The 12,548-nt window shown below is 61.7% G+C and carries 12 protein-coding genes and 2 pseudogenes; 9 read left to right on the forward strand and 5 right to left on the reverse strand.

Annotated features, from left to right (window positions below; translation table 11 throughout):
* Positions 1 to 60: 60 nt before the first annotated feature.
* The gene (locus AWB68_RS38540) at positions 61 to 1,485 is read right to left on the reverse strand and encodes an AAA family ATPase (protein WP_087649461.1); all 1,425 of its coding nucleotides are present in this window, start codon (positions 1,483 to 1,485) and stop codon (positions 61 to 63) included.
* A gap of 411 nt (positions 1,486 to 1,896) precedes the next feature.
* Positions 1,897 to 2,241 carry a hypothetical protein gene (locus AWB68_RS47410; RefSeq protein ID WP_125483187.1) on the reverse strand — a complete coding sequence of 115 codons (345 nt, stop codon included), beginning with the start codon at positions 2,239 to 2,241 and terminating at the stop codon, positions 1,897 to 1,899.
* Positions 2,242 to 2,336: 95 nt separating this feature from the next.
* On the opposite strand from AWB68_RS47410, the gene AWB68_RS38545 reads away from it, so the two are divergent.
* A complete protein-coding gene (locus AWB68_RS38545; RefSeq protein ID WP_235028738.1) occupies positions 2,337 to 2,723 on the forward strand; it encodes a hypothetical protein in 387 nt (128 codons plus the stop codon).
* A gap of 292 nt (positions 2,724 to 3,015) precedes the next feature.
* Here AWB68_RS38545 and AWB68_RS50105 read toward each other — a convergent pair.
* Positions 3,016 to 3,206, reverse strand: a pseudogene (locus AWB68_RS50105) (hypothetical protein); the annotation flags it as partial.
* Between the two features lie 425 nt (positions 3,207 to 3,631).
* On the opposite strand from AWB68_RS50105, the gene AWB68_RS38555 reads away from it, so the two are divergent.
* On the forward strand, positions 3,632 to 3,940 hold the full coding sequence (locus AWB68_RS38555; RefSeq protein ID WP_087649462.1) for a hypothetical protein: 309 nt from the start codon (positions 3,632 to 3,634) through the stop codon (positions 3,938 to 3,940).
* 482 nt (positions 3,941 to 4,422) lie between these two features.
* On the opposite strand, the gene AWB68_RS38560 is transcribed toward AWB68_RS38555, so the two are convergent.
* Positions 4,423 to 5,112 (reverse strand): LysR substrate-binding domain-containing protein, encoded by a 690-nt coding sequence (locus tag AWB68_RS38560; protein WP_235028739.1) that lies wholly within the window; start codon positions 5,110 to 5,112, stop codon positions 4,423 to 4,425.
* Between the two features lie 39 nt (positions 5,113 to 5,151).
* A pseudogene (locus AWB68_RS51700) lies at positions 5,152 to 5,340 on the reverse strand (helix-turn-helix domain-containing protein); the annotation flags it as partial.
* A gap of 138 nt (positions 5,341 to 5,478) precedes the next feature.
* Here AWB68_RS51700 and AWB68_RS38565 point away from each other — a divergent pair.
* Genes AWB68_RS38565 through AWB68_RS38595 form a run of 7 tightly spaced genes read left to right on the forward strand, consistent with a single transcriptional unit; the run spans position 5,479 to position 12,504 of the window.
* Positions 5,479 to 6,882 (forward strand): MmgE/PrpD family protein, encoded by a 1,404-nt coding sequence (locus tag AWB68_RS38565; protein ID WP_087649464.1) that lies wholly within the window; start codon positions 5,479 to 5,481, stop codon positions 6,880 to 6,882.
* Positions 6,879 to 7,364 carry a MaoC family dehydratase gene (locus AWB68_RS38570; RefSeq protein ID WP_087649465.1) on the forward strand — a complete coding sequence of 162 codons (486 nt, stop codon included), beginning with the start codon at positions 6,879 to 6,881 and terminating at the stop codon, positions 7,362 to 7,364. The genes AWB68_RS38565 and AWB68_RS38570 overlap by 4 nt, the downstream gene beginning before the upstream one ends.
* Positions 7,365 to 7,400: 36 nt before the next feature.
* Positions 7,401 to 8,579: an acyl-CoA dehydrogenase family protein gene (locus AWB68_RS38575; protein ID WP_087649466.1), complete on the forward strand. Its 1,179-nt coding sequence runs from the start codon at positions 7,401 to 7,403 to the stop codon at positions 8,577 to 8,579.
* Between the two features lie 2 nt (positions 8,580 to 8,581).
* Positions 8,582 to 9,091 carry a MaoC family dehydratase gene (locus tag AWB68_RS38580; RefSeq protein ID WP_087649467.1) on the forward strand — a complete coding sequence of 170 codons (510 nt, stop codon included), beginning with the start codon at positions 8,582 to 8,584 and terminating at the stop codon, positions 9,089 to 9,091.
* On the forward strand, positions 9,088 to 10,311 hold the full coding sequence (locus tag AWB68_RS38585; protein WP_087649468.1) for a CaiB/BaiF CoA transferase family protein: 1,224 nt from the start codon (positions 9,088 to 9,090) through the stop codon (positions 10,309 to 10,311). Before AWB68_RS38580 ends, AWB68_RS38585 begins: the two co-directional genes overlap by 4 nt.
* Positions 10,304 to 11,695 (forward strand): MmgE/PrpD family protein, encoded by a 1,392-nt coding sequence (locus AWB68_RS38590; protein ID WP_087649469.1) that lies wholly within the window; start codon positions 10,304 to 10,306, stop codon positions 11,693 to 11,695. The genes AWB68_RS38585 and AWB68_RS38590 overlap by 8 nt, the downstream gene beginning before the upstream one ends.
* Positions 11,692 to 12,504 (forward strand): HpcH/HpaI aldolase/citrate lyase family protein, encoded by an 813-nt coding sequence (locus AWB68_RS38595; protein WP_087649470.1) that lies wholly within the window; start codon positions 11,692 to 11,694, stop codon positions 12,502 to 12,504. Before AWB68_RS38590 ends, AWB68_RS38595 begins: the two co-directional genes overlap by 4 nt.
* Positions 12,505 to 12,548 lie beyond the last annotated feature (44 nt).

Consider the following 12,548-nt stretch of genomic DNA (forward strand, 5'->3'; position numbering starts at 1 on the left):
GCGGTGCCCCTTTATTGTTGATCGTTTCACTCAACCTTGCGCCGCCATCTTTAAGCGCTTCTACACCGCCGCTAACACATGGCCAAGTTCAAAGATCCGTTCCCGCGAGACATCGGGATCAAGACCGTACGCATCGGTCACGCGGTAGACCGCTTCACGCGACAGCGGCGCGACCACAATCCTTCGTGCCGGGAGCGAAGCCTGCTCCTGAATTGCCGGTTTCAGGTCGTCAAGCTCGAGGCGTTGCGTTCCAAGCACAAACAGCACCCCGGCCGGCACCGCGTGTGGCAATGGGAGCTCGGCGAGAAGCGACCGTTGCGGTACCTCCTCGCGCGGGATGTGATCGAGCCCGTCGACGATGATCAGTGTTCGGACACCCTCGCACTGGAACCGCTCGCCCGCGCGCTGCATCAATGTGCCGAACTGGTCGCGCCGTTCTTGTAGCGCCGTGTCCCGGAACCGCAGACCAGCAAGGCCGCTGCGCTTCAACTGGGCATTCACGTCGTCGAGGAACGCTTCGGCTTCGCCGCGACCGATGCCCTGGCCTTCTCCGGGCACAAACGCGAGATAGCGCACAATGACGAGTGCGGGTTCGGCTGCGAGGGAGGATTGCAGCAGCGTGGACTTGCCTACGCCCGGCGAACCAACGAGCGCGACATAGCCGCGATCGGCTTCGTTGATCGCGCGGCGCAGCGCCGTTTCCGTCACCGCATTGCGCTGAACATACGCGCCCACCGGAAACTGGTGCGAACGGCGCAGTGCGAAGCTGTCGGTCCAGCTCAGTTCCTCGAGCACTTGCGCGCGGGTCCAGCGGTCGCGGTCGCGAACATCTGCGACGAGCCGTGGTAACAGACCCGCGATCTGCTCCGCCAGGCGCCTGCCATCCGGCGACAGCCGGTGGGCTTGGGCAAAATCGGCCGTCGGTCCCCACAAGATGCGCAACGCTTGCAGGAACTGTTCAAAAGCCGCATCGTCGACGCCAGAGCGTCGGGCAAGTCGATCGACAAACGGCTGCCACCTGGACGCTCGCCAGTCAGCCAAAGTCCGGTTCGGATAGAGCTCGAACTCGTGCAGAAAGGTCGCGCTGTGTCCGTCTGCCCCATCGAGCACGTCGGCGCTGGAAGGATAGTTGTTTGTGACGAACCGCAGCTCGACGCGATCATCTGGGAACGCTGTGCGAAGCGCCTGCCATGCAAGCACGAGCGGTTGCAGCAACCCGTCTGCGCCGATCAGCAACGTTTCGAGCCGGAAGGCTTCCGCAAACCTTGAGGTCTTGAACTGGTGGGCGACGACCCTGCCTTTTAGACCGAGCACGACGTCGTCCGCGACGCCGACGTTACGATCGGCCAATCCGACCCACAGCAACTCGTCACGCTCAAGCGCAGCGTAGATCGCTGCCGCCGCTGACTCGTATTGCCGCACGTATCCACGTTGCGCGCGTCGCTCGCCCTCCCCGGGCGCAGTCTGTGTTCTCAACTTGGCCATGGCGCCTCTTCACTGCAATTCGCAAACGCAGTCGTAACCGCTAAACGCTAATGATAGCGCGGTGCAGAGTCTGTTAAGCGCGTACACATGGCGAGAAAGACGGACGTCGCGAAAATCAAGTCGTTGCCCGCACAAGGAATTCTTCGCGGTTGCGCTTTTCCGGTAACGAGACGGTAACTGTGGCGCGCAATAGAAAAAGGCCTCACAAGCATTGCTTGTAAGGCCTTGATTTCTTTGGTCGGGGCGAGAGGATTTGAATCTCCGACCACATACACCCCATGCAACCTGCAATTTAGCGATCACAGGGAGGACGAATTCTGAAACAGTCTGGTCAGCAATTGCACCGCGGTTGACCGGTATAGCTTGGAAGCGGTCGTCGCGGTCGTGCGATCGGAAGGCAGCTCAGGGTCGTCAACGAACATTCGATTTCCCCGACGGCGGCCATTCACGATCGACAAATTCAATCGGCCACTGAATGACGGCAATAGGGTCCTCAGCTGCCGCTGTCATTTCGTTGAACCAATGGCAGCAATGGCCGAGCACTTGCCGGTCGATTCGCTGGATGAATGCCCGTTGCACCTCGAAAGCTGCCGTCGTCCAGTCATGGTCGGAAGTCAGAAGCATAGAAAATTGATAAGCTGGTGTGGGTCGGTGGCGGAGCATACGTGACTCGGCGAGCCGTTCGAAAGAGGGGAGCATGACGTTCAAAATTGGCTTGCTTAAGGTCTCGCTCGGCAGACACGTCGTGGATTGCACCGAGCGTCGTGAGGACCACAGCTGATACAAGGATTACCACCATGGGGCTTGCTTGCCGAAGGTTTCTCCTCGATCGAGACGACACCCTCTGGGGATTGTCGACCACCAAGTTCGAGCGAATGCTGCGAGATCCGGCAAAGCACTGTCTGCCCGTTTTAGCAGGTCAACGAGTACGCACGGCCGATGTGGTTGTCGAGTTGATGGACCGAGAGCCTGTGCGCGTCGTTCGAAGCACGTTTCCCATCCTCACGTTTGATGCCGACGGTCGCCTCGATCCAGGTCGTTTTGAAGAACAGCAAAGTGCTCTCGTGGAGTCGCTCATTGCACCGGTCATTGCCGGGTCTCGCTTTGACCGCAGCCAGACTGTCGTCAATGCGACTGCTCGATTCGTCGCGCAAGGAGGCCACTGGGTTCCGTCGCGCGCGTTGTCGCGCATCATCGACGAGACTGCGTTGGGCCGGCGACCGTGCCCACGTCTATAGGCGCTCACTGCAAGGCTGCTTCAAAGCATTGACCCCGTCCGCGGCTATATGGCCGAACGCGGACCCCTTGACAAAGACTATGTTGGTCTGACGCTGATGGGAGCGCAATTCGTGCTTGGCTGCCACGCCGGTGTGAGTGCTCATCAATGCACCGCGCCGAGCGCAGTTATCCACCGTTTCTGTTGAAAGACTTGTGGATAGCCCACAATGAACGAGATCAAGCGGCTGAATGGAAAGGTCTTTTCGCTAGTGCCTCCCCAGGGTGACGGCGGGTGGATCGTTGAGCTTGCCGTCAGCAGAAATCCCGGCTCCCTGTTGATGGACCGCCGAGCAGGTGCGACAGGTCGACGAGGAGCTGCGCGCCCCGAAATGCCGAACTTCGCGCTCGGGTTGTCACGTGCCGTACACTGCCGGCAACGAAGCGCCGAGCGCTTCACGCCACTGCTTCTCCAGCAGACTCGGCCAGACGCTCAGGTTGACGTTGTCTCATCCCTATGAACGTTGGTCGGCCGCCGAATGGGTGGTTCAGCGCCGACTTCAGCCTGGCGCACATTCAACAGCAGCGTGTGCAATCGATCGACCCACTGGCCGACGTGCCGCTGCTGCGAGCGGTGAATCAATGAACCTCACCGCCAGGAGGTCAAACCGACGTACGGTTCACGCGCTACCGTGTGGCCCAAGGCTCCCCCAGCGAAGTCAGCAATGAGGTTGGATGATCTGTTGCTCAGATCGTGGCAAGCCGATGCAAATGAGCAGATTCCGGCGAGATCAAAGGGAGAAGGGGGGAATACCAATTATTATTAGTAGGCAAAGCATTAAGTTCCGTAAGCCTAGTACGGCCGATAATCGGGATGCGGTTTCCGCGGCAAAACTCGCGAAACTGCAGTTACTTCAGGCGGGAAAGGCCGATGGCACAGGGCGAACAGGGTGGAGAGGAGTTTTCGGATGCAAAAGTCTCGCGCGTGACGCTGCGGCTTGACGCGCTGGTGACCGAGCGACGGCAGGCAAAGGCCGCGTGGTTTGCGACGCACGCCTTACCTGTCGCGCACTTACCAACCCGGCCCGACCGCCTCGGGCCCGCGGGGCTCACGGCGTTGGACCAAGGGTACGGGGCGGCGCTGGTTCAGAACCGTCACTTCCTGTCGGTGCTCGACGCGGTGGCGTCCCGCGGCGGGGGCGTTCGTGCAACGCGGGATGTTTGGAGATGCATGGGGTGAGCAATCGGAGGACGTGCGGCTCGCCGCGCGCATCGCCTTCGAGGTGCTGTGCGGCATTTGGTCGCCGCCGTTTATGGCGGCCGCCCATGCCGCGCTCGCAGGCTTGTGGCCGCGGCCACCGATGCTGCCCGAGAGAGGAGCATGCGTCTTCGATGACCGATCGCGTTACCCGCGAGCGAAGCTTCACCTCCATGTATACACCGCGCTGCGCGCCAACGTGCGGCGAATCCTGCCGGCGGTAGATGCGCGTACTTATACTACGACCCCGATGAGGATCGACACGCTGCGCCCCCCGCGCGATGAAGCCACATCTCGCCCGAATGCTCGACACGCTGGTGCAGCTAGCGATCGCGCACGGCTCAACCGTTTCACGGGTAATCCCAGCGCGCCGCGTCCTAGTCGAGAAACGCAACCGCGCCGACGATGCCCGTGACCCGCCAAGCTTCGGAGACGCCTTTGGCACTTCACACGGTCCATACATATCAGTGGTTTCGCTTCTTCCCGCCCTGAAATCCTTCTCGCAGCGCTTCAATCAGCGCCTCGCCTGCCGGCTGTATGGCACGGCCCTTGGACCGAGTGATTGAAACCGTGCGATAAATGCCGCCGGGGGCGACGTGCGCGGTCCCGAGTGCGGTCATGTCGAACATCGAGAGCATGCCCACAGGCATGAACGTAATGCCGAATCCTGCCTTGACGAGAGCCAGCACTGAGATCGCGTTGTGTGTCTCGAACGAAGGATGAAATGGCAATGCTTGCGCCGCATAGGCGTTGGCAAGCATTTCGCGAGTTGCGGTTTCGCGCGGCAGCGTGAGCAGGGGGTACTTCGACGCCTGAGCAAGCGTGACCGTACCTGTCTGCACGAGCGGATGGTCCTTTGGAGCCACCAGCACGAACTCCTCATCACTCAACGGCTCGCAATCGAACCGATCATCCGAATCGGAAGACGGCGTCACGGCGAAATCGATTTCCCCGAGATGTACGCGATCCAGCGCGCGACCGAGCAGATCGTCGTGCAGCACGACTTCAATACCCGGCCAGCGTGCCCGGAACCGTTGAATGATGGAAGGGAGGAGCGCGCCGGCGATGGTCGGCGTCGCACCTAGCACAACGCGCCCTCGCTTGAGACGGGACTCGTCCCTGAATTCCTGCGCAAGGATGCGCAGTTCGGCCATTGCCTGCTCCGCGCGGGCGACGAACCGCTCGCCATGACTGGTGATCGTGACCCGGCGCGTTGTGCGATGAAAGAGCTTTACACCGAGCAAGTCTTCGGCGTGCCGTACGCGAGCCGAGACCGACGGCTGTGCAATACCCAGCGCGGCGGCTGCGGCGCGAAAGGATCCGTGCCTGGCCACCGCGAGAATGGCCTCGATGTCGCGCGGTCCGATATTGATAGGATTCATCGATCAATTTATAGAATAAAAAGCCTTTTTCTGTCAATCGTCCGTTCCTAGAATGCCAGTACCGGTTAGCGCAACTCGCGCGCCGTACGCAAAACAGCTTGCCCGTTGAGAGCGGGCGGGTTCAGGAGACGAGACATCATGCATTACACACCGCCCGCTGACGGGCGTACGCAGTCGCAAGCACTCGCGGCGTTCGCGTTGCACTTCGAGGCTTCACGTATTCCGGACACGGTCCGCGAAGGTGCGCGCGATCATTTCCTCGACACGCTGGGGGTGGCGCTCGCGTCATCTACGTTCGGATTCGGCGATGCCGTGCTTGCCGGTGCGCGTGAACTGGGTTCCGGCGGCGATGCTCTCGCGATCGGCTCGGGCGCGCTATTGCCAGCGGCTTCCGCCGCGCTGGTCAACGGTACGCTCGCGCATGGACTCGACTACGACGACACGCACATCGGGGCGATTTATCACGCGAGCGCCTCGGCGCTCGCAGCCGCCCTCGCGACTGGACAGGCGGTGCACGCATCCGGGACCGACGTACTCGATGCCTATCTGATCGCAATGGAGATCGGCTGCCGTCTCGCCGGCGCGGCGCCGGGCGAGTTCCACGCGCGCGGCTTGCACCCGACAGCGCAATGCGGCGTATTTGCCGCCGCAGCGGCCTCGGCGCGTTTGCGGCGCAGCGAACCTGGCGAACTGGTCTCGGCGTTTGGTCTCGCCGGTAGTCAAGCCAGCGGCATTCTGGAGATCGGCCGCAGTTGGCTCAAGCGGCTGCATCCAGGCTGGGCCGCGCACGCGGGCCTCATCGCGGACTCACTCGGTCGTGCCGGATTTCTCGGACCGGACACGGTTTTCGAGGGGCCACATGGCTTCTATGCCGCACACCTTGGACACGTCCCCGAAGTTGAGCGTCTGCCCGCTCACAGACTTGGCGAAGTCTGGCATGCGTCCGATATCGCGCTCAAGCCGTATCCCTGTTGCCACTTTATTCACGCGTTCGTCGACGCAGCCCTGGCACTGCGCCACGACGTGGCAATCGCGGACATCGAGCGTATCGACTGCCTGTTGAGCCGCGGCCTCCATCATCTGGTCGCCGAGCCACGGGAGCACAAGATCCGTCCGTCCGCCGTCTATGAGGCATTGTTCAGCGTGCCGTACACCGTGGCGCTGGCGCTCGTCAAGGGACGCGTCGATCTCGCCGCCTACTACGATAAACCCCTCGACGACGCCCGAGTACTGGCCGTTGCGGCACGTACGCATTGCGTCGACGACCCCAGGAGCGACTACCCGAAACATTTCCCCGGCGAGATCCGCATCGTCCTCAAGGATGGGCGGGTCCTCGAGCATCGCGAAGCAACGAGCCTCGGTACGCCTGAGCGCCCGCTTACGCGCATGGCAGTTGAAGAAAAGTTCATGGCGAACGCTTCGCGCGCGCTCGGCCGGGAGCGGGCGCAACGCGTGATCGAGGCTGTCCGGAATCTCGACGACATGCCCCGAATCGATGAGTTACTCGAACTTTGCACCACTACTCCAGAGAAGCGAGCATGAATACGAAACGCATTCCGCATGGCCTGATGTATGAAGACTTCGAACCCGGGAGACGGTTTCGCCACCACTGGGCCCGCACGTTCAGTGATGCCGATGCCTCCGCGTACAGCGCAATGACGATGCAGTACAACCCGATCTATTTCAGCGCGCCGCATGCGACGTCCGCCGGATATGACGGCATCCCCGTGCATCCGATGTTTGTGTTCGCGACGGCAGTTGGACTGTCCGTCGAGGATCTGTCGGAAGCGGGGGGGCCGTTCCTCGGAGTCGAGGATGTCGTCTTCAAAAAGCCCGTGTATCCGGGCGACACGATCTGCGCACACTCGTTGGTGGCGAGCCGGCGCGCGACCGAGTCTCGTCCCGGCTGGGGCGTCGTGGAGTGGCATACCACGGCGCTCAATCAGCGCGGCGAGACGGTGATCGAATTTCGGCGACGCAATCTCTCGCGGATGCGTTTGGCCCCGCAACACGTGGTTAGCTAACCGGTCAGGTCGGACCGTTTATCAGGAATAGCAGAGATGAAAATAGATAGCATTACTGAATTCACTGACGAGCTTCGCGAGCTGCAGCAGGCAACGCGCGACTTTGCAGAAGCTGAAATCGCACCCGTGGCGCACAGGCTTCACCTGGCCGGCGAGGAAATCCCGGACAGTCTGCTGGCGAAGATGCAGGAGATGGGTTTCTTCCGCGTGCTCGCATCGCCCGAGTATGGCGGGCTGGGATTGGGCGCACGCGCTGTGGCGCTCGTCACGGAGGAACTTAGCCGAGCCTGGTTCAGCGCAGGAGCACTTCCAGCGCGCAACTGGGGACTTGGCGTGCTGCTCGAAAGGTTTGGTACGCCCGAGCAAAAGAAAAAGTGGTTGCCTGGAATCGCATCTGGCGAACTGCAGGCGGCGCACTCCGGCACCGAGCCGGAGGCGGGCTCGGATGCAGCGAACATCAGGACGACGGCCACCTTGCGCGACGGACGCTATGTAGTCAACGGCACGAAGCAATGGTGCACGCACGCCAACCGCGCGGACCTGATCTCGCTCTTTTGCCGCACGGGGAAAGACGCCGGCAAGCACGGCGGCATCAGCTTGCTGCTCGTCGAGAAGACCCGCGGTGAGCAGTTCGTGCCGCCGACGCTGACCGGAAGCCGGATCGAGACAATCGGGTATCACGGCATGCACAGCTACACGCTCTTCTTCGATGACCACGAGGTCCCTGAGGAGAACCTGCTGGGCGGCACTGAAGGGATCGCTTTCAAACAATTGATGGCTATCTACGAGCTCGCGCGGATGCAGTTTGCGTTTCGCTGCATCGGCCTCGCTCGGGCGGCATACGAAGCAGCGCTCGAACATAGTCGCAACCGCGTGCAATTCGGCCAGCCCATCAGCCAGTTCCAGGCGATACGCCACAAGCTGGCCGACATGGCAACGCGGATCGAGGCGGCTCGCCAGCTCGGATACATGGTCGCACGGAAGATGGACGCGGGTTGCCGCGTCGATCTAGAGGCCGGCATGGTCAAGCTCTTCGCATCGGAAATGGCGCACAAGGTCAGCCACGACGCCGTACAGATACATGGGGGGATGGGTTTTGCCGTCGAGACCCCTGTAAATCGTTACTGGCGAGATTCCGGTCTCTGCACCATCGGCGAAGGCACGAGTGAAATCCAGCGCGAGGTCATTGCGCGACGACTATTGGGAGAGAGGTGAGCATGAGCCAGGGTACCTACTTCGATGACTTTAGCGTGGGCGAAATATACGAGCACACCAGGGGGCGCACGGTCACGAACTACGACAACTATGCGCTCACGCATCTGTCGATGAATACCGCCGAAGCCCATTTTAATCTGGTCTATAGCCGCCAGGCGCTCGATGGACGGTTCTCCGAGCGCATCGTCGCAGGCCCGTGCACGCTGGGTCTCGTCATCGGCCTGACGAGCCAGGACATGAGCGAAAACGCGTTTCTGGATGTCGGCCTGACGGCCTTGCGCTTACCTAGTCCGGTTTTCGCGGGCGATACGCTCCACGCTAAAAGCGAGGTGCTGGACCTCACCGACGACCGGCCCGACAGCGGCCTGTTGCGCTATCGCTTCAGCGCGACCAACCAGGATGGCAAAACCGTCGCCGAAGGCGAGCGTACGGTACGCGTCAAGAAACGCTCTGCGTGGGCTAACAAGGACGAAGCCGTGATGCCAGGTCACGACATGGGAGAGCAATCATGAACACTGCATTGTCCGGGATTACTGTCGTGGATCTGACGCAGGGCGTGTCGGGACCGTTTGCGACGCGCCTCCTCAGTCAGATGGGCGCACGCGTTATCAAAATCGAACGTCCCGGAACGGGCGATCTCATTCGTTTCTGGGACGACATTGTTCACGGCATGTGTTCCGGCCATGCATGGGTCAACCCGGGCAAGGAAAGCGTGGCGCTGGACCTGAAGAGTGAGGGTGGGCGCGACATTCTCCACCAGTTGATCGAGCGCGCCGACGTGCTTATCGAGAACTTCGTCCCGGGCACGGTCGATGCATGGGGTCTGAATTACGAAAAGGTCAAGGCGATCAAACCGGATGTCATTTATTGCCACATCTCGGGCTTCGGACAGGAGGGACCGTATCGCGACCGCGCGGCGCTCGATCTGATCGTGCAGGGCGAAGCGGGCCTCATCATGACCAATGGCACGCCCGAAGCGCCGTCGAAAATTTCCGTGTCGCTCTGCGACATTGCCGGTTCGATGTACGCGACGATCGGCATGCTCGAAGCGCTGTTTCATCGCGAGCGAACGGGGCGAGGGCAGGACATTCAGGTGTCGCTGCTCGACTCGGTGCTTACGTGGACCGGCTATTTCCCGTACATGGTCTGGTACGGCAATACGCTGCCAAAGCGCGTTGGTCTGCATCATCACACGATGGCGCCGTACGGACCGTATCCCTGCGGAGACGGGCGTATGGTGATCGTGGCCGCCGGCGGGGGGCATGTGGAAATGTGGCGCAAGTTCTGTCAGGCGATCGAATGCCCGGACATGGTCGACGATGAGCGATTTGCTACCAACGCATTGCGCCTTGCCAACCGGAACGCGCTTGACGAGCGAATCTGTCAGGCCATTGGCTCTCGCGAGCGCACGTACTGGCTGGAGCGCTTCCACGCTTTTGGTATTCCCGCCGGCGCCATGAACGACCTCGGCGAAGCGCTGGAACATCCTGCCATCAAGGCCCGGGACCTGATCAAGGAAGTGGACAGCGCGGTGGGCAAGGTCAAGGTGTTCGATTTCCCGCCGCAGTCGTCGGAGCTCGAATCGGTCAACAGGCTGGGCCCGCCCGCACTCGGCGAGCATACGGCCCGGGTGCTGGCAGAACTCGGCATCGACGCCGCGACGATCGAAACACTCGAGTCGGCCGGTGTCGTGCAATGCGCTGGGTCGGCGAAGGAGAAGTCTCATGTTTGATTCATCCGCGAACGACGCGACACTCGCGTTGGCACGCTTTGCCGCAACGACTGGATTGGGAAGCGTGCCATCGGCCGTATGCAGCCGGCTGAAGGACTGTCTGCTCGATTTCGTCGGCAATGCCGCGTACGCGGCCGTCAATGCGGAAAGCAGCGCCGCGTTCCGCGCGGGCGCCACCGCGTTGCAGGGCGCGAACGACGACGCAACCGTGATCGGTGACACGCAGGGATATTCGTACCTGCAGGCTGCCTTGCTCAACGGCGCGTTTGCTCATACCCTCGATTTCGACGATACCAACGTATGGGGTTGTCTGCATCCAGGTGCGCCCGTGATCGCGGCCGCGCTGGTTGAGGCGGAGCGCACTCACACCACCGGTAAGCAATGGCTTGCCGCACTGGCAGTCGGCTACGAAGTCGCGACGCGTGTCGGTGCGGCCCTGGGAAGTACGGCCTACGACCGCGGCTTTCACATCACGCCGGTCGCTGGTATCTTCGGCGCTGTGGCGGCCGTGGGTCGCTTGCGTGGCGTCGACTCTGGCACGCTTGCCAGCGCGTTAGGCATCGCCGGCAGCAAAGCGGCGGGCTCCATGCAGTATCTCGCGAATGGGTCATGGAACAAGCGCCTGCATCCGGGCTTTGCCGCGCACGACGCGTTCCTTGCGCTCGCATTTGCGCAGGCTGGCGTGGTTGGCACCGCTGCGCCGATTGAAGGACGATACGGTCTACTCGCGGGGTACACGAACGAGGCAACGCCGTCGGCACTCACGGATCGTCTCGGTCAGTGGTGGCCTTCGGGTGAGACGGCAATCAAGCCCTTTCCGTCCTGTCGATTCAATCACGGTGCAATCGAAGCTGCGTTGCAGTTGCATGAGCTGCTCGGTACCGACGCCCGCAAGCGTATCGAGGCTGCCCTACGCGAGGGGACACGGCTCGAGGTGCGGCTGTCGCCCAAAGCCGCGCAAATCGTCGGCGAGGCAACGCCGAACAAGATTGACCCGCGCAACATCGTCGATGCGCAGTTCAGTGCCTACTTTCAGGTTGCGGTGGCGCTGCTGGACGGACATTGCAACTGGCAGAGCTACGAGCGCATCGGCGCAGCGGACGTCGCAGCGTTGGCCGCGGCCATCTATGTCGTGATCGACGGACAGTTGCCCATCATGGGAGCGGGGCTGTCGTTCGCGGGGCAGGTGGTCCGCATCAACGAGCCGCTTGGTGAACCGTCGCGGCCATGCGATGGCGCGTCGCTCAGACGCAAGTTCGATGACCTCGCAGTGCCGGTGTTTGGCGAAGGGCACGCCGCCCAAATCGCGCAGCGCGTGGCATCTCTCGAAGACGAAACGGATGCGTCGACGCTGATCCGGCAATTTCGCAGGAGCGAGCAATGACAGGGTTTTGCCGCCGTAGCCAGCTCGTCACGCCGGCGAGCAGCGAACAGTTGCTTAAGAAAGCGCTGATGGTCGACTGCGATTCGCTCGTCATCGATCTCGAAGACGCCGTCGCGTCAACATTCAAGCATGAGGCGCGCGAGGTGCTGCGTCGTGCGCTGGCCGATGTCACACCCAGCAGACGTGAACTGTGCGTGCGGATCAACGGTCTGGAGACACCATGGTGTCTCGACGATCTGCTTGCACTGGAAGGGTTGCCGATCGACGCAGTGGTCGTGCCGAAGGTGCAGGGCCCCGAGGATCTGTACGTGTACGACCAGTTGCTGCGACAGATCGAACTGCGCGATGGCCGCCGTGGATTGACATTGCTTGCGCTGATCGAAAGCGCGAGTGGCGTGGAAAACGCGCTGTCGATCGCACGCGCGTCGCAACGCTGCCAGGCACTGATTTTTGGCGTAGGCGATTTCATCGCTCAAACGGGCATGGCGTTCGACGCAGACACGCTGTTGCCCGTGCGTTCGCGCATCGTTACGGCCGCGGTCGCGGCTGGCGTGCAGCCCATCGATCATGTGCATCCCAATGTGGCGGATACCGAAGGACTGGTACGCGCTGCCGAGATAGGCAAGAAGCTCGGCTTCACCAGCAAATGGGCGATTCATCCGCGGCAAGTCGAGCCCATCGAGCGTGTATTCAGCCCCGACCGGGACGAAATTGCAAGTGCGCGCCGCACGATTGCTGCGTATGAGGCGGCGCAGCGCGAAGGCCGCGGCGCAATCATCCCCCGGTGTCATAGTAGTTGTCGCCTCTGAATTTTCTTAATTTGAAGAGTCAGAGGTGTAGGTTGAAGGCAAAA

Origin of the sequence: Caballeronia choica (assembly GCF_001544535.1) — a bacterium.
Classification (GTDB): Bacteria; Pseudomonadota; Gammaproteobacteria; order Burkholderiales; family Burkholderiaceae; genus Caballeronia; species Caballeronia choica.